The organism is Jeongeupia naejangsanensis (genome assembly GCF_016865585.1).
In the GTDB taxonomy this organism is placed as follows: Bacteria; Pseudomonadota; Gammaproteobacteria; order Burkholderiales; family Chitinibacteraceae; genus Jeongeupia; species Jeongeupia naejangsanensis.
Genome location: NZ_JAESND010000013.1, coordinates 23,968 through 44,646, shown reverse-complemented (window position 1 = coordinate 44,646; position 20,679 = coordinate 23,968). Strand labels below are relative to the sequence as shown.

General features: G+C 62.4%; 22 protein-coding genes. 9 read left to right on the top strand and 13 right to left on the bottom strand.

What is annotated here, in order from left to right; genetic code table 11:
• Positions 1–35 precede the first annotated feature (35 nt).
• Both xseA and JMJ54_RS18040 read left to right on the top strand, forming a co-directional pair.
• Positions 36–1,388 (top strand): exodeoxyribonuclease VII large subunit, encoded by a 1,353-nt coding sequence (gene xseA, locus JMJ54_RS18045; protein ID WP_203539928.1) that lies wholly within the window; start codon positions 36–38, stop codon positions 1,386–1,388.
• 53 nt (positions 1,389–1,441) lie between these two features.
• Positions 1,442–1,867, top strand: a complete 426-nt coding sequence (locus JMJ54_RS18040) for a VOC family protein (protein WP_203539927.1) — start codon at positions 1,442–1,444, stop codon at positions 1,865–1,867.
• 61 nt (positions 1,868–1,928) lie between these two features.
• Here JMJ54_RS18040 and JMJ54_RS18035 read toward each other — a convergent pair whose 3' ends face one another.
• Entirely contained in the window at positions 1,929–2,783 is an 855-nt protein-coding gene (locus JMJ54_RS18035) for a 2OG-Fe(II) oxygenase (RefSeq protein WP_203539926.1), read from the bottom strand.
• A 259-nt stretch (positions 2,784–3,042) separates the two neighbouring features.
• Between JMJ54_RS18035 and purB the strand changes: the two genes are divergently transcribed.
• The 3 genes from purB (at position 3,043) to JMJ54_RS18020 (ending at position 7,041) form a co-directional block, all read left to right on the top strand.
• On the top strand, positions 3,043–4,413 hold the full coding sequence (gene purB, locus JMJ54_RS18030) for an adenylosuccinate lyase (RefSeq protein WP_203539925.1): 1,371 nt from the start codon (positions 3,043–3,045) through the stop codon (positions 4,411–4,413).
• 58 nt (positions 4,414–4,471) lie between these two features.
• Positions 4,472–5,935 carry a YdgA family protein gene (locus JMJ54_RS18025; RefSeq protein ID WP_203539924.1) on the top strand — a complete coding sequence of 488 codons (1,464 nt, stop codon included), beginning with the start codon at positions 4,472–4,474 and terminating at the stop codon, positions 5,933–5,935.
• Positions 5,936–6,099: 164 nt separating this feature from the next.
• A complete protein-coding gene (locus JMJ54_RS18020; protein WP_203539923.1) occupies positions 6,100–7,041 on the top strand; it encodes a DegV family protein in 942 nt (313 codons plus the stop codon).
• Between the two features lie 108 nt (positions 7,042–7,149).
• Here the strand turns inward: JMJ54_RS18020 and mnmA are convergent, their stop codons facing one another.
• Genes mnmA through JMJ54_RS18005 form a run of 3 tightly spaced genes read right to left on the bottom strand, consistent with a single transcriptional unit; the run spans position 7,150 to position 9,376 of the window.
• Entirely contained in the window at positions 7,150–8,220 is a 1,071-nt protein-coding gene (mnmA, locus tag JMJ54_RS18015) for a tRNA 2-thiouridine(34) synthase MnmA (protein WP_203539922.1), read from the bottom strand.
• On the bottom strand, positions 8,217–8,702 hold the full coding sequence (locus JMJ54_RS18010; protein ID WP_203539921.1) for an NUDIX hydrolase: 486 nt from the start codon (positions 8,700–8,702) through the stop codon (positions 8,217–8,219). The genes mnmA and JMJ54_RS18010 overlap by 4 nt, the downstream gene beginning before the upstream one ends.
• A 50-nt stretch (positions 8,703–8,752) precedes the next feature.
• Positions 8,753–9,376 carry a pseudouridine synthase gene (locus tag JMJ54_RS18005; RefSeq protein ID WP_203539920.1) on the bottom strand — a complete coding sequence of 208 codons (624 nt, stop codon included), beginning with the start codon at positions 9,374–9,376 and terminating at the stop codon, positions 8,753–8,755.
• 128 nt (positions 9,377–9,504) lie between these two features.
• Between JMJ54_RS18005 and icd the strand changes: the two genes are divergently transcribed.
• Positions 9,505–10,728, top strand: coding sequence for an NADP-dependent isocitrate dehydrogenase (gene icd, locus JMJ54_RS18000; RefSeq protein WP_203539919.1), 1,224 nt, complete (start codon positions 9,505–9,507; stop codon positions 10,726–10,728).
• Positions 10,729–10,840: 112 nt separating this feature from the next.
• Here icd and JMJ54_RS17995 read toward each other — a convergent pair whose 3' ends face one another.
• Entirely contained in the window at positions 10,841–11,044 is a 204-nt protein-coding gene (locus JMJ54_RS17995) for a cold-shock protein (protein WP_189462384.1), read from the bottom strand.
• 252 nt (positions 11,045–11,296) lie between these two features.
• Here JMJ54_RS17995 and clpS point away from each other — a divergent pair, with 252 nt between their 5' ends.
• The gene (gene clpS, locus JMJ54_RS17990) at positions 11,297–11,608 is read left to right on the top strand and encodes an ATP-dependent Clp protease adapter ClpS (RefSeq protein ID WP_203539918.1); all 312 of its coding nucleotides are present in this window, start codon (positions 11,297–11,299) and stop codon (positions 11,606–11,608) included.
• A complete protein-coding gene (gene clpA / locus JMJ54_RS17985; RefSeq protein WP_203539917.1) occupies positions 11,605–13,872 on the top strand; it encodes an ATP-dependent Clp protease ATP-binding subunit ClpA in 2,268 nt (755 codons plus the stop codon). Before clpS ends, clpA begins: the two co-directional genes overlap by 4 nt.
• 55 nt (positions 13,873–13,927) lie before the next feature.
• Here clpA and JMJ54_RS17980 read toward each other — a convergent pair whose 3' ends face one another.
• From JMJ54_RS17980 to ffh, 8 genes are all read right to left on the bottom strand, one after another.
• A complete protein-coding gene (locus tag JMJ54_RS17980; protein WP_203539916.1) occupies positions 13,928–14,770 on the bottom strand; it encodes a mechanosensitive ion channel family protein in 843 nt (280 codons plus the stop codon).
• Between the two features lie 51 nt (positions 14,771–14,821).
• On the bottom strand, positions 14,822–15,742 hold the full coding sequence (xerD, locus tag JMJ54_RS17975; protein WP_239000190.1) for a site-specific tyrosine recombinase XerD: 921 nt from the start codon (positions 15,740–15,742) through the stop codon (positions 14,822–14,824).
• Positions 15,739–16,230: a methylated-DNA--[protein]-cysteine S-methyltransferase gene (locus JMJ54_RS17970; protein WP_203539914.1), complete on the bottom strand. Its 492-nt coding sequence runs from the start codon at positions 16,228–16,230 to the stop codon at positions 15,739–15,741. Before JMJ54_RS17970 ends, xerD begins: the two co-directional genes overlap by 4 nt.
• Positions 16,231–16,325: 95 nt before the next feature.
• On the bottom strand, positions 16,326–16,706 hold the full coding sequence (rplS, locus tag JMJ54_RS17965) for a 50S ribosomal protein L19 (RefSeq protein WP_070530717.1): 381 nt from the start codon (positions 16,704–16,706) through the stop codon (positions 16,326–16,328).
• 34 nt (positions 16,707–16,740) lie between these two features.
• Complete coding sequence (gene trmD, locus JMJ54_RS17960; protein WP_203539913.1) at positions 16,741–17,517, bottom strand: tRNA (guanosine(37)-N1)-methyltransferase TrmD; 777 nt, start codon at positions 17,515–17,517, stop codon at positions 16,741–16,743.
• A 5-nt stretch (positions 17,518–17,522) separates the two neighbouring features.
• Positions 17,523–18,005 carry a ribosome maturation factor RimM gene (gene rimM, locus JMJ54_RS17955; RefSeq protein WP_239000189.1) on the bottom strand — a complete coding sequence of 161 codons (483 nt, stop codon included), beginning with the start codon at positions 18,003–18,005 and terminating at the stop codon, positions 17,523–17,525.
• 58 nt (positions 18,006–18,063) lie between these two features.
• The gene (gene rpsP / locus JMJ54_RS17950; protein ID WP_070530711.1) at positions 18,064–18,315 is read right to left on the bottom strand and encodes a 30S ribosomal protein S16; all 252 of its coding nucleotides are present in this window, start codon (positions 18,313–18,315) and stop codon (positions 18,064–18,066) included.
• Between the two features lie 101 nt (positions 18,316–18,416).
• Complete coding sequence (ffh, locus tag JMJ54_RS17945) at positions 18,417–19,766, bottom strand: signal recognition particle protein (protein WP_203539912.1); 1,350 nt, start codon at positions 19,764–19,766, stop codon at positions 18,417–18,419.
• A gap of 79 nt (positions 19,767–19,845) precedes the next feature.
• On the opposite strand from ffh, the gene JMJ54_RS17940 reads away from it, so the two are divergent.
• On the top strand, positions 19,846–20,652 hold the full coding sequence (locus tag JMJ54_RS17940) for a cytochrome C assembly family protein (RefSeq protein ID WP_203539911.1): 807 nt from the start codon (positions 19,846–19,848) through the stop codon (positions 20,650–20,652).
• Positions 20,653–20,679 lie beyond the last annotated feature (27 nt).

Here is a 20,679-nt window from a genome sequence, read left to right as displayed (position 1 = left end):
TGCGGCCTCTGTGGATTACAGGAGCAAAACGGACGATGTTTTCCCAAAAGTCAAGCGCCAATGTCATTACAGTCACCGAGCTCAACCGCCAGGTTCGGGACTTACTGGAAGGCTCATTTCCGATCCGCTGGATCGCCGGCGAGATATCCAATTTCAAACGGTACGACTCCGGTCACTGCTACTTCAGCCTGAAGGACGCCGGTGCCCAGGTGCGCTGCGTGATGTTCCGCAACCGCGCCGCCCTGCTCGATTTCCAGCCCAAGGAAGGCCTGCAGGTCGAGGTGCGCGCGGTGGTGTCGCTGTACGAAGCGCGCGGCGATTATCAATTGACCATCGAAGCCATGCGGCCGGCCGGGGTCGGCAACCTGTTCGAAGCGTTCGAGGCGTTGAAAAAGAAGCTTGCCGCCGAAGGTCTGTTCGACGCGGCAACCAAGCGCGCACTGCCGGCGTTTCCGCGGGCCATCGGCATCGTCACCTCGCCCAAGGCCGCCGCGCTGCGCGATGTGCTGACCACGCTGCGTCGCCGCCATCCCGGCCTGCCGGTCATCATCTATCCGACCGCCGTGCAGGGCACCACTGCGGCCAACGACATCGCCGCGGCGATCCGCAACGCAGCCAAGCGCAACGAAGTCGACACGCTGATCGTCTGCCGTGGCGGCGGCAGCCTCGAAGACCTGTGGTCGTTCAACGAGGAAGTCGTCGCCCGTGCCATTGCCGCCAGCCCGATGCCGGTGGTGTCCGGCGTCGGCCACGAGACCGACTTCACCATCGCGGATTTTGTCGCCGACGTTCGTGCCCCGACGCCGACGGCTGCCGCCGAACTGGCCAGCCCGAATCGCGACGAATGGCTGATGCGGCTGGACCAGCAGGCCGCACGCCTGAAAAGGGAGCTCGAACGCGGCATCCACTCGCGGATGCAGCTCGTCGACCAGCTCGGCCGGCGGCTGCGTCATCCGGGCGACGCGCTGGCGCAGCGCCGCGACCGGCTGGCCTCGCTCATGCTGCGGCTGAGCCAGGCCAGTTCGCGGCAACTGGCCGACCGGCACGCCAGACTCGAACGGCTGGCCCTGCGCCTGACGCACCGCCAGCCGCAAATCGCACCGCACACCCAAAGACTCGCCGAACTGCAACGCCGACTGGCACAAGCCGCGGCACGCAGCGGCGAAACCGGCCAGCGCCGGCTGGATCCACTCGCAGCGCGGCTGGCGGCGCTGAATCCGCACGCAGTGCTGTCACGTGGCTATGTGCTGGTCGAACGGCCCGACGGCCGCGTGGTCCAGAACGCCGGCGAGCTGGCCCGTGGCGATCAGGTGGCGCTGCACTTTGCCGATGACCGCGTCGACGCGCAGATTCTTGGCCGGCCCGCGCAGCAGCAAGACCTGTTTTGAACCGAATGACAATGGCACACTCGAAGACTGACCCAACCAGCAAGGAATGTCCGATGAGTCACATCGCCCTCCCCCTGTTGTCACACGTCTCGCTCGGGACCAACGATTTCGAACGCGCGACCGCGTTCTACGACGCAGTCATGCCGGCCCTCGGCTGCAAACGCCTCGAGCAGTTTCCCGGTGCGGCCGGCTACGGCCGTGAATATCCGGAGTTCTGGATCCAGACCCCGATCAACGGGGCCGCCGCCAACGTCGGCAACGGCACCCACATCGGCTTCACCGCCGCCAATCCGGCAGCCGTTCAGGCCTTCTACGACGCAGCACTGGCTGCCGGCGCGACCGCCGATGGCGCGCCCGGTCCGCGTCCCGAGTACGGGGAGCCGTACTTCGGCTGCTTCGTCCACGATCCGGACGGCCACAAGATCGAGGCCGCGTTCTGGGATCTGTCGCTCGAGCCGCAGCAACCGCACCAGTGCTGATCCGTCGGCCATGAAAAGCCCCGCAATGCGGGGCTTTTTCAATTTCCGGTCATCGAGCCGATCAGCCGAAGCGGCGCTGGCGCATCCATTTGGTCGCGATCCACTTCTCGCCCTCGGTCACCGGTGCACCGCCGTGCAGGGTCAGCGGATCGACATCGCTGTGGCTGTTGGTGTACTCGAAATACACCGCACTGCCCTTCTTCGGCGCCACCGACACGCCAAGCTCCGGGAAAATCGTCTCGCCACCGGCGTCGACATCGTTCAGGTACATCACCATCGTCGACACGCGCTGGCCGCCGTTGGCCAGATGTGCCTGACTGCCCGGATCGGCCACCGGGAAATAATCGTAATGCGGCTTGTACTCGCCCGCGGTCTTGTAATTGAGGATCTGGATGCCCTCGCCGTTCTCGATCGGCCAGTTCATCACCGCCGCGATGCGCGCATCGAGCTTGGCGATGAAGTCGTTTTCGTTCAGCGTGAAGAACGTGCCGAAGCTGGTCCGGTCGGCGATCACCTCGTGCTTGCCGGTCTGCGGATCGACGATGGTCGAGCGCTCGAGCTTGCGTTCGGACTGGCGGATCAGTTCGTCGCACTCCTCCGGCGACAGCAGCCCGTCGAGCACCGCGATGACCGGCTGACCAATACGGCTGACGATGCGCACGTCGCGATCAGCGGTACGGATCACATTGCCGGCGTGGTTGAAGCGCGGCGTCTCGTACTGATAAGCACTGGCGGCCGGTTGCTGCACTTGCGACGTACCGCTGCTCGACAACTGGAACACCACCGCGTTGGCGAACATCGGGTCGAAATTCTTCTCGACCATCACCTCGACCAGCGACTTCGGCGTACACCCGCGCTGCAGGTTGTCGGAAATCCAGCCCTGCCAATCGGGCGTGAGGTGCGTAATCCGGTCCATGATCTCCATCCTTGTTTTTTCCGTTCTTAGCGGACCATTTTCGATGGCCCTTGTTGTGCTGTCATCCTCCGGACGCATTGCAATGCAGCATCCGCGACACCAGAGCTTGCAACAGCAGTCTGCTGCAAAGCAGCAAGCACCGACGGGCGGCCGCGACCGGAGCACGAACGGCAAACCGGCCGCTGCCTGCGTGCCACGGAGCGGTCACGCGGTCTGTGATAGAATTTCCCGTTCGATTCAACCGCTTGTGTGCTCCGCCATGGAATTGTCTGCACTGACCGCCCTTTCCCCGCTCGACGGCCGTTACGAAAAGCAACTCGCCGACCTGCGCCCGCATTTCTCCGAGTACGCGCTCGTCAAGAGCCGCGTCACCGTCGAAATCGCCTGGCTCAAGGCGCTTGCCGCCGAACCGGCGATCGCCGAAATCAAGCCGTTCTCGGCCGCGACGATCGCCGAGCTCGACTCACTCGTCAGCCGCTTCAGCCCGGAGCACGCGCTCGAGGTGAAGACGATCGAACGCACGACCAACCATGACGTCAAGGCGGTCGAGTACTGGATGAAGGAACGCCTGTCGGGCAACGCCGAAGTGTCGGCCGCCAGCGAGTTCATCCACTTCGCCTGCACCTCGGAAGACATCAACAACCTCAGCCATGCGCTGATGCTCAAGGCCGCGCGCGAAACCGTGCTGCTGCCGCGCATCGAAGAGATCGTCACCAAGTTCAAGGAACTGGCGCACGCACTCGCCGACGCCCCGATGATGAGCCGCACCCACGGTCAGCCGGCGACGCCGACGACGATGGGCAAGGAAATGGCCAACATCGCCTTCCGCCTCGAACGCCAGCTCGTGCGTCTGGAAAAGATCGAACTCCTGGGCAAGATCAACGGCGCGGTCGGCAACTACAACGCCCACCTGTCGGCGTACCCGGGCTTCGACTGGGAAGGTTTCTGTCACCGCTTCGTCGAAAGCCTCGGCATCACCTTCAATCCGTACACGATCCAGATCGAGCCGCACGATTACATGAGCGAGCTATACGACACGTTCGCACGCGTCAACACCATCCTGATCGACGCCAACCGCGACATCTGGGGCTACATCTCGCTGGGCTTCTTCAAGCAGAAGGTCAACAAGAACGAAGTCGGTTCGTCGACGATGCCGCACAAGGTCAACCCGATCGACTTCGAGAACTCCGAAGGCAACCTCGGTCTGGCCAACGCGCTGCTGACGCATCTGAGCCAGAAGCTGCCGGTTTCGCGCTGGCAGCGTGACCTGACCGACTCGACCGTGCTGCGCAATATGGGTGTCGGCCTCGGCTACGCCCTGCTCGGCTACGCTTCGGCGCTGAAGGGTCTGAACAAGCTGGAAGTGAACCGTCAGGCGATGCTCGACGACCTCGACGCCAACTGGGAAGTGCTGGCCGAGCCGATCCAGACCGTAATGCGCCGCTACGCCGTGCCGAACCCGTACGAGCAGCTGAAGGCACTGACCCGCGGCCAGCGCGGCATGACGCGCGAGACGCTGGCGGTCTTCATCGACGGCCTGGCCATCCCGGACGACGAGAAGGCCCGCCTGAAAGCCATGACCCCGGCGAGCTATCTGGGCCGCGCCGAGGAACTTGCGCGCCGAATCTGATTCACACCTAGCGTTTTTGACACCGCCCGGCTCAGCCGGGCGGACCTGGAGCGAGCCATTGAAACGTAAAGTCATCATCGCCAGTATCGGTGCAGCAGTCGCACTGGGCGGCGCCTACGTCGGCGGCACCTGGTATGCCGGGCGCGCCGCGCAAGACACGATGCAGAAACAGCATGAGTGGCTGGCGAGCCTGCCGTATTTCATCGTCAAGAATCGCGAGTACCACCGCGGCTGGTTCACCTCGACCGAAACCGCAACCCTGCAGGTCAATCCGGACTACTACCGTTTCTTCCTCGAACGCGAAGGCGAGCCGCTGCCGGTGTTCGAGCTCAAGTACGTCCAGCACATCACCCACGGCCCGCTGCCGCTGCTGACACAGTTCAACCTGCATCCGTACAAGGCCGTCGTCGACACCGAGTTCCAGTTCTCGCCGGACACGCAGAAATTCCTGTCGCGCTTTTTCGGTGAACAAAAACCGATTCAGGTCGAGAACCGCATCGGCTTCTCCGACGATGGCGTCATGAACATCAAGGTGCCGAGCTTCGAGTACGAAGAAGCGATTTCGGGCGTCAAGGCCAAGTGGCAAGGTCTGACCGCGACGCTCGACTACGGCGGCGACTTCAACAGCATCAAGCTGAATGCGCTGGCCCCGGGCCTGTCCGGCGATGCCAAGGACAAGGGCAGTTTCAGCTTCAAGAACCTCAGCGCGGCACTCGATCACAAGCGTGGCACCACCGGCATCATGATCGGCAGCTCCAGCGTCCAGCTCGAACAGCTCAATCTGAACCTGTCCGAAGGCCAGCCGCTGAAACTGCAGCTCGACAAGCTGGCGTACAACGGCCTGATTTCCGAGAAGGGCGAATTCATCGACGGTCTGGCGCGCTTTACGCTCGACAAGCTGCAACTCGACAACAAGCCCTACGGCCCGGCCGAAATGGTTGCCACCGCCAGCCATCTGCACGGTCCGACGCTGGCCAAACTGTCGGACGAGCTGACCCGGCTGCAAAAGCAGAAACTCACCCGCGACCAGTTCACCGACGCGGTGGTCAAGTTGGCCAAGACCGAAGGCATGCCGTTGCTGACCAATGATCCGCGACTCGCGATCCAGTCGTTCAACGTCAAGCTGCCCGACGGTGCGATCCGCTTCTCGGCCGAAGTCGGTCTCAAGGGCTTTGTCGCCGCCGACATCGACAAGCCGGTCGACCTCGTCAACAAGCTCGATGCACGTGCCGATTTCAACGTGCCGCGCAAGGTGATCGAAACCGTCGCCAGTTGGCAGGCACGCAACATGTTCGGTGGCAGCGATTCGGGCATCTCGAACGACGATCTCGACTATCTGGTCGGTCAGTTCGTCGAGGGGCAGATCAACCGCCTCGCCGAGCAGAAGCTGATCCGGGTCGATGGCGACCTGCTGTCGGCCGACGCCCGACTCAGCCAGGGCACGTTCACGCTGAACGGCAACAAGGTGCCGCTGCCCTGGAATCAGCCTGCGACGACGGACGAGACCGCGGCCGAACACTGAGCCTCGTCGCGATCCCGCAACACCGACAAAGCCGCCTCCGGGCTGCTTTGTCGCATTCCGGCGTAGTGCGACAACGCAAACGCCCCACTAGGGTCCAGCCCCAAATTGACGCGAGCTTGCCCGGATCGCAACCATCGACGCCAATTTAACGACCGGACTTCACCATGCGTATCGGCGTCGTCACCGATTCCTGCTGCGATCTGCCGCGCGACTTCATCGACGCGCATGGCATCGAAATCATGCCGATCGCGATTCACGGCGACAGCGAGCGCTTTGTCGATCATCGCGATCCGGAGGCAACGCGTGCGTTCTACCGCGACGGGCTGAAACAGGTCGCCGACTACACCTCGGCGCCGCTGACGTCCGGGGAAATCCGCAGCCTGTTTCTCGATCGCCTCGTCATCGACTTCGACTACGTCTTCTGCATCACCGTCATGCAGTCGCGCAGCCGGATTTTCGACCACGCCAGCCAGGCCGGACGCGCCGTCCTGACCGACTACCGGCCGATCCGCGAGGCCGCCGGCCACACCAGACCGTTTTCCTTGCGCGTGTTCGACAGCCAGAACCTGTTTCCCGGTCAGGGGCTGATCGTGGCCGAAGTCGCCCGTCTCGCTGCCGAAGGTGCGACGACAAGCAAGATCATCACCCACATCGAAAGGTTGGCGCAGAGCACGCAGGCCTTCCTGATGCCGGCCGATCTGGGCCAGCTGCGGCATCAGGCAAGGCGCAAGGGCGACAAGAGCGTCGGGCTGGCGTCCTATCTGCTCGGCAGCGCGCTCGACATCAAGCCGATCATCCGCGGTTTCCGCGGCGACACGCACCCGGTCGCCAAGGTCCGCGGCTTCGAGGCTGGTGTCGACAAGCTGTTCGCGACGGCGATCGCCCACATCGAGGCCGGACTTGACGCCCCGCTCGTCTGCGTCAGTTACGGCGGCGACACCCGCATGGTGACCACCATGAATGCCTACCAGACGATGTGCAAGGTCGCCGCGCGCCACGGTACCACGGTTCATCTTGCCGAAATGAGCGCCACTGCCGGCGTCAATATCGGCGCGGGCGGGCTGGCGATTGCCTTTGCGTCGTCACGCGAAGCCACGTTCGATTGACGACATGCTGCGCGCGCCAGTCCGCACAGCATCCGGACCATGACCGCACGCCCGCTGCGACAAAAAAAACGGACGCGGGCGCGTCCGTTTTCATTGCAGCGTCGTCGGTTACTGGATGATGCCGCCACCGAGGCAGACATCGCCCTGATACAGCACCATCGACTGTCCCGGCGTCGTCGCCCACTGCGGCTCGTCAAACACCAGCTCGACGCCGCCGTCTACGTGCCGCAAGGTGCATGCGGCATCCTGCTGCCGGTAGCGCGTCTTGGCGGTATAGCGCCCTTCCGCCGGCAGATCGCCGGAAATCCATGAGCAATCCAGCGCCAGCAGCGTCGATTTCAACAAGAGCGGATGATCATGCCCCTGGACGACGATCAGCTCGTTGCGCGGGATGTCCTTGCCGCCGACGAACCACGGTTCGCCACTGCCCGCCTTGTCGCCGCCGATGCCGAGACCCGAGCGCTGACCCAGCGTGTAATACATCAGCCCCATGTGCTCGCCCATCACCTTGCCGTCGGGCGTGACCATCTTGCCCGGCACCTTGGGCAGGTAGCGGTTGAGGAAGTCGCGGAACGGCCGCTCGCCGATGAAGCAGATGCCGGTGCTGTCCTTCTTCTTGGCATTCGGCAGGCCGATCTCCTCGGCGATGCGCCGCACTTCGGACTTCTGCAGGCCACCGAGCGGAAACACCGCCTGGCTGACCTGCGCCTGACTCAGCCGGTACAGGAAGTAGGTCTGGTCCTTGCTCTGGTCGGCGGCGCGGATCAGCTCGGTGCGGCCGTCGGCACGCACACGGTTGCCGCAGTAGTGGCCGGTCGCCATCTTCGCGCCGCCGAGTTCGATCGCGTAATCGAGGAAGCACTTGAACTTGATTTCGCTGTTGCAGAGGATGTCCGGGTTTGGCGTACGCCCCGCCGAATACTCGGCAAGGAAGTACGAGAACACCCGGTCCTTGTACTCCTTGGCGAAGTTCACCAGCTCGATGTCGATGCCCAGCAGGTCCGCGACCGCGATCGCGTCCATCGAGTCTTCCTTGATCGAACAGTACTCGTCGTTGTTGTCGTCTTCCCAGTTCTGCATGAAGACGCCGTGCACGTCGAAGCCCTGCTGTTTCAGCAGGTGCGCGGTCACGCTCGAATCGACCCCTCCCGAGAGGCCGACAACGATCTTGTCGCTCATACGGCCTCCGTCAGTGCGTCGATACGGTCCCCGGTCCGATCGAAATCGCGCAGCAGCGCGAGCGGGTAGCGTTTGCCGGCCAGATAGTCGTCGATGCAGGCAAGCAGCAGCGGGCTGCGGTGCTCGTCTGCGCGAGCGGCGATCTCGTCGCGGCTCAGCCAGACGGCGGCCTCGATGCCGTCATCGAGCGGCCGGCCCGGCTCGTGTCCGGTGATGGCACCGGCAAACGCGAAGCGCAAATAGGTCAGCTCGGGGCGCTCGGGCGGGCTCCACTGGTAAATGCCCACCAGCGCCTCGGGTGCGAAATGGTGCGCCGTTTCTTCCAGCGTCTCACGCGCCGCAGCGGCCACGATGGACTCGCCGTGCTCGACATGGCCGGCAGGCTGGTTCAGTTTGCGCTGGCCGAGAATGCGTTCCTCGACCAGCAGAAAGCGGCCGTCGCGCTCGATCACCGCGGCGACGGTGGCATTGGGCTTCCACATACGCAAGAATTCCAAGCAAAACAGGATTTTACCCGAAGCGCATCGTGCTTTCAGCGGGCTTTGTTCGGCCCGCGCCGGCCACGCTGCTTCGGCCGGCCAGGTGTGGCCACGACAACGGGCGGGTTCGGTGCGGCAACGCGCAGCTCGCGCCACTGCCCCGGCGCCAGATCCGCCAGCGTGTACTCGCCCATCGCCGCACGGACCAGCCGCAAGGTCGGAAAGCCGACTTTGGCGGTCATCCGCCGCACCTGGCGGTTCTTGCCCTCGGCAATGACCACCTCGAGCCAGGTCGTCGGGATGTTCGCGCGAAAACGTACCGGCGGCACACGCGGCCACAGCCCGGCCGGCTCGTCGATCACGCGCACCTGGGCCGGCTTGCTGACGAAATCGCCGAGATCGACGCCGCGCCGGAGCGGTTCGAGATCGGCATCGGTCGGTGCACCATCGACCTGCACCCAGTAGGTCTTGGGCAGCTTGTGCTTCGGATCGGCAATGCGCGCCTGCAGCGGCCCGGAATCGGTCAGCAGCAGCAGCCCCTCCGAATCGGTATCGAGCCGGCCGGCCGGATAGACATCGGGCACACGCACGTAGTCGGCCAGCGACTGGTGCGGCGGGCTGGGCGAGAACTGGCAGATCACGCCATACGGTTTATTGAGCAGGATCAAACGGGCCATACCGCGATTTTACCGCTTGAATTGCCAAGCCGCAGTACGGTTGCCTTTGCACGACGTGAATCTTCACGCCATAATCGTAGTTTGTCTGCTGCTGTTACAGCATTGTCATAACCCATCAGGAAGCCGCGATGAGCCACATCCAAGTCCCCGCCGAAGGCGCCAAGATCGTTCCGAACCTGGCAACGCCCGATAATCCGATCATTCCGTTCATCGAAGGCGATGGCATCGGTGTCGATATCACCCCGGTGATGAAGGACGTGGTCGACGCAGCCGTTGCCAAGAGCTACGGCGGCGCCCGCAAGATCCACTGGATGGAAATCTACTGTGGCGAGAAGGCTGCCAAGGTCTACGGCAACGACAACTACCTGCCGGAAGAAACCCTGGCCGCGCTGAAGGAATACGTCGTATCGATCAAGGGCCCGCTGGCGACCCCGGTCGGCGGCGGCATCCGCTCGCTGAACGTTGCGCTGCGCCAGCAGCTCGACCTGTACGTCTGCCTGCGCCCGGTGCGTTACTTCCAGGGCGTGCCGTCGCCGCTGAAGCGCCCGGACCTGACCGACATGGTGATCTTCCGCGAGAACACCGAAGACATCTACGCCGGTATCGAGTGGGAAGCCCAGACCGACGGCGCCAAGCAGGTCATCGACTTCCTGCAGGGCCAGATGGGCGTAAAGAAGATCCGCTTCCCGGAAAGCAGCAGCATCGGTATCAAGCCGGTCAGCAAGGAAGGCACCGAACGCCTCGTGCGCAAGGCGATCCAGTACGCGATCGACAACAACCGCAAGAGCGTGACCCTTGTCCACAAGGGCAACATCATGAAGTTCACCGAAGGCATGTTCCGCCAGTGGGGTTACGACCTCGCCAAGAACGAATTCGGTGGCGTCGAAGTGGACGGAGGCCCGTGGCTGCAACTGCCGAACGGCATCGTCATCAAGGACGTGATCGCCGACGCCTTCCTGCAACAGATCCTGCTGCGCCCGGCCGAATACGACGTGATCGCCACACTGAACCTGAACGGCGACTACGTGTCGGACGCGCTGGCAGCACAGGTCGGCGGCATCGGTATCGCTCCGGGTGCCAACCTGTCGGACAACGTCGCCTGCTTCGAAGCGACCCACGGTACCGCACCGAAGTACGCAGGCCAGGACAAGGTCAACCCGGGTTCGCTGCTGCTGTCGGCGGAAATGATGCTGCGTCACCTCGGCTGGAAGGAAGCGGCCGACCTGATCATCACCGCGACCGAAAAGACCATCAAGGACAAGGTTGTCACCTATGACTTCGCCCGCCTGATGGACGACGCAGAAGAAGTGTCGTGCTCGGCCTTCGGCAAGGCGATCATCGCCCGGATGTAATCCGCCGGCATCGTCGTAAAGAAACCCCGCTTCGGCGGGGTTTTTCTTGCGCGGAACGAAGCGCACAATGAAAAAGCCCCGCCGAAGCGGGGCTTTTTCACACCAAGGGCAATTACGCGCCCTGGATGTTGGCGGCTTGCTTGCCCTTCGGACCTTGCGCGACTTCAAAGTTCACGCGCTGGCCTTCCTTCAAGGTCTTGAAGCCCGGCATGTTGATCGCGGAGAAGTGAGCGAAGATGTCTTCGCCGCCTTCGTCCGGGGTGATGAAGCCGAAGCCCTTGGAATCATTGAACCACTTAACGGTACCCGTTGCCATTTGGCGTCTTTCTCCAAAAAAACTGTTAACGCATTGCACCCTTGCGGGAGTTCAGGTTTGACATCAAGTCCCGCACAACAGGACACCGATACGGCATGATGCTTGGCTATCAAACGCCGTTCATTTTTACGCGACATTGACGAAACAGGTCAAGCAGATTGCTGGGCAGAATATTTGAGTGTTGTTTGGCCGGCACGCTTGAAAAGCCTCCCTCACAGACCAAAATGAAAGAACGGAGACAATTGGAAAATCATGGCGACACAGCACCAACTCGACCCGGGCCTCGTCCATCAGGAACAGCGCGCCGCACCACCACCGATGTACAGGGTGGTGCTGCTCAACGATGACTACACCCCGATGGAATTCGTGGTGGACGTACTGCAGCAGTTTTTTGCACTGGGTCTTGAACAAGCAACAGTCGTGATGCTCAAAGTCCATAACGAAGGGCGTGGTATCTGCGGGGTCTACCCCAGGGATATCGCGGCAACCAAAGTCAGCCAGGTAGGCCAGTACGCCCGCCAGCACCAACACCCGCTTCAATGCATCATGGAGGTGAACGAATGATCGCCCAGGAACTGGAAGTGAGCCTCCACATGGCCTTCATGGAGGCCAGGCAAAAACGCCACGAGTACATCACGGTCGAGCATCTGCTGCTCGCACTGCTCGACAATCCGTCGGCGGCGGAAGTGCTGCGCGCGTGCAGCGCCAATATCGATGAGCTGCGCCGCCAGCTGTCGGATTTCGTCACCGAGCACACGCCCGTGGTATCGGGCACGGGTGAAGTCGAAACCCAGCCGACCATCGGCTTCCAGCGCGTCATCCAGCGCGCGATCCTGCACGTGCAGAGTTCGGGCAAGAAGGAAGTCACCGGTGCCAACGTCCTCGTCGCGATCTTCGGCGAGAAGGACAGCCACGCGGTGTATTTCCTTCACCAGCAAGGCATCACCCGGCTCGACGTCGTCAATTTCATCTCGCACGGCATCGCCAAGGCTGGTGGCAGCGCCCCGGCGACGCCCAAGCCCGAGTCGTCCGGTGAAGAGCACGAAGGCGAGGTCGCTGCCGGCGGCGCACTGGAAAACTTCACGCAAAACCTGAACCAGCAGGCGCTGGCAGGCAAGATCGATCCGTTGATCGGCCGCGACAGCGAGCTTGAGCGCGTCGTGCAGATTCTGTGCCGCCGTCGCAAGAACAACCCGCTGCTCGTCGGTGAAGCCGGCGTCGGCAAAACGGCGATCGCCGAAGGTCTGGCACGCCAGATTGTCGAGGGTGATGTGCCCGACATCTTGGCCGACGCCACGGTTTACGCACTCGATATGGGCGCCCTGCTCGCCGGTACCAAATACCGCGGCGATTTCGAGCAACGTCTCAAGGCGGTGATCAAGCAGCTCAGCGAAGAACGCAACGCGATCCTGTTCATCGACGAGATCCACACCCTCGTCGGTGCCGGTGCGGCGTCAGGCGGCACGCTCGATGCTTCCAACCTGCTCAAGCCGGCGCTGTCCAACGGTACGCTCAAATGCATCGGCGCCACGACGTACACCGAGTACCGCGGCATCTTCGAGAAAGACAACGCGCTGTCGCGTCGCTTCCAGAAGATCGACGTCGTCGAGCCGACCGTGCAGCAGACCGTTGAAATTCTCAAGGGTCTGAAAGAGAAGTTCGAATCGCACCATGGCGTGAAGTACACCCTGTCCGCCCTGACGACGGCTGCCGAGCTGTCGGCCAAGTACATCAACGATCGCCATCTGCCGGACAAGGCCATCGATGTGATCGATGAGGCCGGCGCAGCACAGAAGATCCTGCCGCGCTCGAAGCAGAAAAAAACGATCAACAAGCACGAGATCGAAGAGATCGTGTCGAAGATCGCCCGGATTCCGCCGAAGAGCGTGTCCAACGACGACAAGAGCGCGCTGAAAACGCTGGACCGCGACCTGAAGAACGTCGTGTTCGGTCAGGACAAGGCGATCGAAGCGTTGTCGACGTCGATCAAGATGGCCCGGGCCGGCCTCGGCAACCCGCAGAAGCCGATCGGTGCCTTCCTGTTCAGCGGCCCGACCGGGGTCGGCAAGACCGAAGTCGCGCGGCAGCTGGCGTACACGCTCGGCATCGAGCTGATCCGCTTCGACATGTCCGAATACATGGAGCGCCATGCGGTCAGCCGGCTGATCGGCGCGCCACCGGGCTATGTCGGGTTCGAACAGGGCGGCCTGATGACCGAAGCGGTCAACAAGCATCCGTATTCGGTCCTCTTGCTCGATGAAATCGAAAAGGCGCACCCGGATATCTTCAACGTGCTGCTGCAGGTGATGGACCACGGCACGCTGACCGACAACAACGGCCGCAAGGCAGATTTCCGCAACGTAATCTTGGTTATGACGACCAACGCCGGTGCCGAAAGCCTGAACCGGCCGGTCATGGGCTTCACGGCCAAGAAGGAAACCGGCGACGAAATGCAGGAGATCAAGCGCCTGTTCACACCGGAGTTCCGCAACCGTCTGGACGCGGTGATTCCGTTCGCCCCGCTGTCGCACGAGATCATCCTGCAGGTGGTCGACAAGTTCCTGCTGCAACTGGAAATGCAGCTGCAGGAGAAGAAGGTCGACGCACACTTCACTCCGGCGCTGAAGGACATGCTGGCACAGCAGGGCTTTGATCCGCTGATGGGCGCGCGCCCGATGGCAAGGTTGATTCAGGACACGATCCGCAAGGCGCTGGCCGACGAGTTGCTGTTCGGCAGACTGACCCATGGTGGAGACGTCACCATCGACGTCGACGATGACGACAAGGTCGTGCTCGACTTCCCGGTTACCGAGCCTGTCCCTGCCTGATCCACCACCAAAAACAAACCCCGCCGATGGCGGGGTTTGTTTTTGTGATTCGCGATTACGACTGCTGGACGATGACCGTTTGCGCCGGCATTGGCGCCGGGAAATCGGCGCCGAGCACATCCTTGATCGTCTTGTTGGTGTCGAAATACACCTGCCAGTAGTTGTCGTTGTGGCAGTAAGGCCGCACCGCCAGCACCGGACCCACGAGATTGAACTCGAGAATCTCGACGTCAACCGCCGGTTCAGCCAGCACGTTCGGGATCGCGGCAATTCGCGCCTTCAGGGCTGCAACCGCTGCCTGATAGTCGGCGGCACCGGCGAGTTGCGCCTTGAGGTCGACGCGCCGGAAGGTGTTGTGGGTGAAGTTCTGGATCGTATCGCTGAAAATCTTGTTGTTACCGACCAGCGTCAGTACGTTGTCCGGCGTGTTGATTGCAGTCGCGAACAGACCGATTTCCTTGACGGTCCCGGTCACGCCGCCGGCAGTGACAAAGTCGCCGACCTTGAACGGACGAAGCACGATGATGAACGCACCACCGGCGAAGTTGGCCAGCAGGCCCGACCACGCCATGCCGACAGCAAGACCGAGCGCAGCAATCAGTGCGGCGAATGTCGTCGTCTGGACGCCGAAGTACCCCAGGATCCCGACAACCAGAAGGATGTTGAGAGTAACGGTAATGACCGAACCGACGTAGCGCAGTACGGTCGGATCGACCTTCTGCTTCTCCAGCGACTTCTGTACCAGTCCGACCGCAAAGTTGATCAGCCAGCGGCCGATGACCCAGAACGCGATCGCGACCAGAATTTTGACGCCGAATGCTGCGGCATAATCCGTCACCAGCGTTTGCAGCTGTCCGGCTTTCTGAATACCTGCGTCGACAATACTCGAATCCGCCATGATTTCCCCTTAAGTTCGGATTGGCCTTACGTCAGGCTAGCATATGACACTTCAACCGCTGGCGTCTCTGCTTTTTCGCCTTGGAAGATGCTGATGCAGTGCTTGCAGCCGGACCCGGGCGATATGCGTATAGATCTGCGTCGTCCCGATATCCGCGTGGCCGAGCAGGCTCTGCACGATGCGCAGATCGGCGCCATGATCAAGCAGATGCGTTGCGAAGGCGTGACGCAGCACGTGCGGGCTGAGCTTGTCGGCATCGATGCCGGAGCCGGCCGCGTACTGCTTGATGATGTACCACGCACCTTGTCGGGTCATCGGTTCGCCCCGCTGATTGACGAATACCGTGGGTACAAATCGGCCGGCAACGAGCAGCCCGCGCGCCTCTTTCAGATAGCGTTTCAGCCAATCCTGGGCGACTTCACCGATCGGCACCAGACGCTGCTTGTCGCCCTTGCCATGCAGGACCGTCAGATAATCATCGCCGAGATGCAACGCGTCGCTACCGAGCGCAACCAGCTCGGATACCCGCATGCCGGTCGCGTACATAAGCTCGAGCATGGCCCGGTCGCGCAGGCCGGCGGCTTCGCCGATCTCCGGTGCAGCCAGCAAGGCCTCGACCTGCGCTTCGCTGAGCGCCTTGGGCAACGGTCGGACCCGCTTGGGTGAACGCAACGTTTCGGTGGGATCTTCCTTGATGCGGTCGCTCTGTTGCCAGTGCCGGTAGAACTTGCGCAGGCTGGCCAGCCTCCGCGCCAGTGTCGCCGCCTTGAGCGTCCGTGCCTGCCGGGCCAGAAAAGCCTGCACGTCGTCGCGTCGTGCCGCCAGCAACGCGATGCCGTTCTCCTGCAGCCAGTCGGACCAGATGCCCAGATCGAGCCGATAGCTGTTGACCGTATGCGTTGCCAGCTGTTCAGCCAGCCAGATGGCATCGACGAACTCGTCGATCAGCGCCTCGTCTTCGGGTCGTCTCAACGCAACCAACCCTCATGCCCCAACAACCGCTGCTTGATCGGCAACCAGTCGATTCCGAGCCGATTGGCATTGAAACCGCCAAGTCCATTTCCGGCGACCACGCGATGACATGGAATCAGGATCGGCAAGGGATTCGCACCGCAAGCGCCCCCGACCGCACGTGCGCTCGAACCCAGCACTGCGGCGATGTCGCCATACCGAAGCACCTCGCCGGATGGAATGGCTGCAATCGCCTGCCATACCCGCCTTTGATGCTCGGTTCCTTCAAGTCTGTATGGCAAGTCAAAACAAAAGCGCGCATCGCCAAAATAAGCGGCGAGCTGTTTCTCGGTCTCGACCAGCAAGCCGGCCGACGGCGCGCGGAGTGGCGCATCAACAGGCAGAAAATCCAGGCGCAGCAGTACGTCATCAGCGGCAAACAGGCCCAGCGGCCCGACCGGACTGGCCACGATGGCATGGTAATCGGCATACCGGATCGGATTCAGCATGAGGCCCTCGGTGTTGATACACATTGACGGCATGATACGCCGGACATAAAAAAACGCGGGACCGAAGTCCCGCGTTTTCCGCAGAAGGCGTCGCCTTACTTGGCGGCAGCCACGGTCTTGCGAGCCGGCAGCTTTTCCTTGATACGTGCGGACTTGCCCGAACGATCGCGGAGGTAGTACAGCTTGGCGCGGCGAACGTCACCACGACGCTTCACTTCGATCGAAGCGACCAGCGGCGAGAACGTCTGGAAGGTACGCTCAACGCCTTCGCCCGACGAAATCTTGCGGACGATGAACGAGCTGTTGAGGCCGCGGTTACGCTTGGCGATCACGACGCCTTCATAAGCCTGCAGACGCTCACGCGTGCCTTCCTTCACCTTGACCTGAACGATCACGGTGTCACCCGGTGCGAATTCCGGCACGGTCTTGCCCAGGCGAGCGATTTCTTCTTGTTCGAGTTGCTGAATCAGGTTCATTGCATTACTCCTTGCGAAGCTTGTTCCTTCTTCCCTAATCGGGCGATCCGGCCGGGCCGGATTCAGACTGGAATTCAGTCAGAAGACGAGCTTCCTCTTTGGAAAGCTGGCGATCCGCGAGCAAATCCGGGCGACGCAACCAAGTGCGGCCCAGCGCCTGCTTCAAACGCCAGCGACGTATGTTGGCATGATTTCCCGAAAGCAGAACCTCCGGAACCGCCATGCCGCGGTAATCCTCGGGACGGGTGTAATGCGGGCAATCCAGCAACCCATCCACAAACGAATCTTCTTCGGCGCTCGCCTGGGTATTGAGTACCCCTGGCCAGAGCCTGGCGATCGCATCGATCAGCACCATTGCCGGCAGCTCGCCGCCGGACAGCACATAATCGCCGATCGATATTTCCTCGTCGACCTGCCGCTGGATCAGCCGCTCGTCGACACCTTCGTATCGGCCGCACAACAACACCAGTCCGTCCAGCCCGGCCAGTTCGACCGCCTTGGCATGGGACAGACGCTGTCCTTGTGGCGACAGGTAAACCACCCGGCTCGCCACGCCGCGTTCGTGTTCGTGTTGCCGCACTTTGGCAGCTTCGATCGCCAGCTCGAGCGGCTCGGGCTGCATCACCATGCCGGGACCGCCACCAAAGGGACGATCGTCGACACGCCGATAGTTGTCGGAGGTGAAGTCGCGCGGGTTCCACGTCTGCAACGCGAAAACGCCGAGTTCCACCGCCCGCCGCGTCACCCCGGACCGGGTGATCGCGTCGAACATTTCCGGGAACAGCGTGACGACGTCAATCTGCCGCGTCATGCCGTTCAGTAGTCCAGGCCCCAGTCGACCGTTATGCTGCGCGCTTCGGTATCCACCTTGAGCACGACCTGCGCCACGAAAGGCAGCAGACGCTCGGTTTCACCGTCACGCACCACCAGTACGTCGTTGGCACCGGTCGCGAACAGCTTGTCGACCACACCCAGTGACTCGGCGGCGGTGTTGACCACCGTCATGCCGACCAGATCGGCCCAGTAATACTCGCCTTCTTCAGCGGCCGGCATCAGGCTGCGCGGCACTGCAACTTCGCAACTCTTGAGCGCGAAAGCGGCATCGCGGTCATCGACGCCGGCCAGCTTGACGCCGAGTTTTTTGGTATGCACCGCACCCTCTTCGAGGACGTAGGCATGCCACTCGCCGTTGCGCTTGAGCCACCAGGTCTCGTAGTCGAGCAGGCTGTCGGCGAATTCGGTATCGGCGACAACGTTCAGCCAACCACGAATGCCAAACGCCCCGCTGACGTAGCCCATGACGACCAGGTCGTCCGGGACAATCTGCGGGGCAGAAGCTGTGCGTACCACGGCGAGCTTACGCTGCGACCGGGGTGTAGCCCTTCAGCAGCTTGGCGACCGAGTCGTTCACTTGCGCGCCGACGCCGATCCAGTAGTTGACGCGATCCATAGCCAGACGCAGGCCTTCTTCGCTTTCAGCAGCCAGCGGGTTGTAGAAACCCACGCGCTCGATGAAGCGGCCGTCGCGGCGGTTGCGCGAATCGGAAACAACGACGTTGTAGAACGGGCGGTTCTTGGCGCCGCCGCGGGCAAGACGAATCACAACCATGTCAGATATCCAGTAAATCGGTTTATGCGAAACAGGCGATTGTACGAGAAAAAGTCAAGCCTGTACAAGCCCGTCGAGCGGTAGATCCCGTGATGCCGCGCTCACATGCCCGGGAGCATGCCCTTCATGCCGCGCATCATCTTCGCCATGCCGCCCTTGCTGAACTGCTTCATCATTTTTTGCGTCTGCTCGAACTGGTTGAGCAGCTTGTTCACTTCCTGCACCGTGACGCCCGCACCCGCGGCGATACGGCGCTTGCGGCTGGCCTTGATCAGCTCCGGCTTCTTGCGCTCTGTCGGCGTCATCGAATTGATGATGCCCTCGATGCGCGCCACGGCCTTGTCGGTGACCTGCTGATTGGCAACCTCGCCGAGCTGGCCCATGCCGGGCAGCTTGTCCAGCAGCGCCGACATGCCGCCCATCTTCTTCATCTGGCCGATCTGCGCCTTGAAGTCCTCGAGGTCGAAGCCCTTTCCGGACTTGACCTTCTTCATCATCTTCAGCGCTTCAGCTTCGTCGACGGTCTTCTGCACGTCTTCGATCAGGCTGAGCACGTCGCCCATGCCCAGAATCCGGCTCGCCATCCGGTCCGGATAGAACGGCTCGATCCCGGTCAGCTTTTCACCGACGCCGATGAACTTGATCGGCTTGCCGGTGATGTGTCGAACCGACAACGCGGCACCACCGCGCGAATCACCGTCCATCTTGGTCAGCACGACGCCGGTCAGCGGCAGCGTTTCGTTGAACGCCTGCGCGGTATTGACCGCATCCTGCCCCTGCATTGCATCGACGACGAACAGCGTTTCGATCGGCTTGACCGCGGCGTGAACCGCCTTGATTTCGATCATCATGGCTTCGTCGATCGCCAGACGACCGGCGGTGTCGACGATCAGGACGTCATGGAAATGCCTCTTGGCATGATCGAGCGCCGCCAGCGCGATGTCGACCGGCTTCTGGCTCACGTCGGACGGGAAGAACTCGACGTCGAGCTGACCGGCAATGGTCTTGAGCTGCTCGATTGCCGCCGGTCGGTAAACGTCGGCCGACACAACCAGCACTTTCTTCTTCTGCTCTTCCTTGAGCCGCTTGGCCAGCTTGCCGGTCGTCGTGGTCTTGCCGGCGCCCTGCAGACCGGCCATCAGCACCACGGCCGGCGGTACGGCCGCCAGATTGAGGCCGTCGTTCTGCGCGCCCATCAGCTTGGTCAGCTCTTCGTACACCACACCGACCAGCGCCTGGCCCGGCGTCAGGCTGCCGATGACCTCCTGCCCCAGCGCTCGCACCTTGATGTCGGCAATGAAGCCCTTGACCACCGGCAAGGCGACGTCGGCCTCGAGCAGGGCCATGCGCACTTCGCGCAGCGCTTCCTGGATATTGTCTTCGGTCAGACGGGCGTTGCCGCGCAGCGTCTTGACGACGCCGGAGAGGCGGCTGGACAGATTCTCAAGCATGAATACAACCCTTTGCCGGTCCGCGCAGGCGCGACCGCTGTTAAACTGTGGATTCCCGCATTCTACCCGATTTGGCTTCGTGACCTGGTTCGCAGCTTCCGCGCTCGTCGTCTACCTTGGCCTGGGGTGGCACTTCTGCCGCACCCGCCTGTCCGCCGCTGCGCCGCAGCGGCCGCTGCTCGAGCACGGCCTGCTGCTGCTTGCGCTGGCGCTGCACGGCCTGTCGCTCTGGCCGCACCTTGCCCAGAGCCCGCTGCATTTCGGCGCAGCCGAGGCCTTGTCGCTGACCGCGTGGCTGGCGCTGCTGCTGTATCTGGTCGGCCATCTCGCCTACCGGCTGGAAGGATTGCAACCTGTCCTGCTGGTCCTCGTTTGCACCCTGCTCGGGATCAGCCTGATGCTGCCCCCTGGGCACGCGCTGACCTACCCGCAAAGTGCCGTCTCCCGGCTGCACTTTCTCACCGCGATGCTGGCTTACGGCCTGTTCGTCAATGCGGCAGGCATTGCGATCCTGATGCGGGTGGCCGATCGCCGCCTGCATCACGCCGACGCACATGTACTGATCCGGCAATTACCGCCACTCCTCGCGCTCGAACGCCTGCTTTTCGCCTGCGTTGGCGTCGGGTTTGCCATGCTCAGCGTCGCGCTGATCACCGGCACCGTGTTTGCCGAGCACATCTATGGCCGTACACCGGGCATCGGCCACAAGATCGTCTTTTCGGTCGCCGCCTGGCTCTGCTTTGGCGCTCTCCTGCTCGGGCGCTCGCTGCTCGGCTGGCGTGGCCGCATCGCCACGCGCATCACGCTCGCTGGCTGCATCCTGCTGCTGCTCGGCTACGCCGGAACCCGTTTCGTACTTGAAACGCTGCTCCGTCACAGCGTCTGACCTCCTGCCCTAACCGCTCTCTATACT

What these genes read in the sequence shown, in the direction of transcription:
- clpS (WP_203539918.1), top strand. Translation starts at nt 11,297, where the DNA reads ATGGCGACACAGCACCAACTCGACCCGGGCCTCGTCCATCAGGAACAG.
- JMJ54_RS17970 (WP_203539914.1), bottom strand. Translation starts at nt 16,230, where the DNA reads ATGCTGAATCCGATCCGGTATGCCGATTACCATGCCATCGTGGCCAGT.
- rplS (WP_070530717.1), bottom strand. Translation starts at nt 16,706, where the DNA reads ATGAACCTGATTCAGCAACTCGAACAAGAAGAAATCGCTCGCCTGGGC.
- trmD (WP_203539913.1), bottom strand. Translation starts at nt 17,517, where the DNA reads ATGACGCGGCAGATTGACGTCGTCACGCTGTTCCCGGAAATGTTCGAC.
- JMJ54_RS17995 (WP_189462384.1), bottom strand. Translation starts at nt 11,044, where the DNA reads ATGGCAACGGGTACCGTTAAGTGGTTCAATGATTCCAAGGGCTTCGGC.
- JMJ54_RS18010 (WP_203539921.1), bottom strand. Translation starts at nt 8,702, where the DNA reads ATGTGGAAGCCCAATGCCACCGTCGCCGCGGTGATCGAGCGCGACGGC.
- JMJ54_RS17980 (WP_203539916.1), bottom strand. Translation starts at nt 14,770, where the DNA reads ATGGCGGATTCGAGTATTGTCGACGCAGGTATTCAGAAAGCCGGACAG.
- JMJ54_RS18005 (WP_203539920.1), bottom strand. Translation starts at nt 9,376, where the DNA reads ATGGCCCGTTTGATCCTGCTCAATAAACCGTATGGCGTGATCTGCCAG.
- icd (WP_203539919.1), top strand. Translation starts at nt 9,505, where the DNA reads ATGAGCCACATCCAAGTCCCCGCCGAAGGCGCCAAGATCGTTCCGAAC.
- clpA (WP_203539917.1), top strand. Translation starts at nt 11,605, where the DNA reads ATGATCGCCCAGGAACTGGAAGTGAGCCTCCACATGGCCTTCATGGAG.
- purB (WP_203539925.1), top strand. Translation starts at nt 3,043, where the DNA reads ATGGAATTGTCTGCACTGACCGCCCTTTCCCCGCTCGACGGCCGTTAC.
- ffh (WP_203539912.1), bottom strand. Translation starts at nt 19,766, where the DNA reads ATGCTTGAGAATCTGTCCAGCCGCCTCTCCGGCGTCGTCAAGACGCTG.
- JMJ54_RS18020 (WP_203539923.1), top strand. Translation starts at nt 6,100, where the DNA reads ATGCGTATCGGCGTCGTCACCGATTCCTGCTGCGATCTGCCGCGCGAC.
- rpsP (WP_070530711.1), bottom strand. Translation starts at nt 18,315, where the DNA reads ATGGTTGTGATTCGTCTTGCCCGCGGCGGCGCCAAGAACCGCCCGTTC.
- JMJ54_RS18040 (WP_203539927.1), top strand. Translation starts at nt 1,442, where the DNA reads ATGAGTCACATCGCCCTCCCCCTGTTGTCACACGTCTCGCTCGGGACC.
- mnmA (WP_203539922.1), bottom strand. Translation starts at nt 8,220, where the DNA reads ATGAGCGACAAGATCGTTGTCGGCCTCTCGGGAGGGGTCGATTCGAGC.
- rimM (WP_239000189.1), bottom strand. Translation starts at nt 18,005, where the DNA reads ATGGGCTACGTCAGCGGGGCGTTTGGCATTCGTGGTTGGCTGAACGTT.
- JMJ54_RS18035 (WP_203539926.1), bottom strand. Translation starts at nt 2,783, where the DNA reads ATGGACCGGATTACGCACCTCACGCCCGATTGGCAGGGCTGGATTTCC.
- xseA (WP_203539928.1), top strand. Translation starts at nt 36, where the DNA reads ATGTTTTCCCAAAAGTCAAGCGCCAATGTCATTACAGTCACCGAGCTC.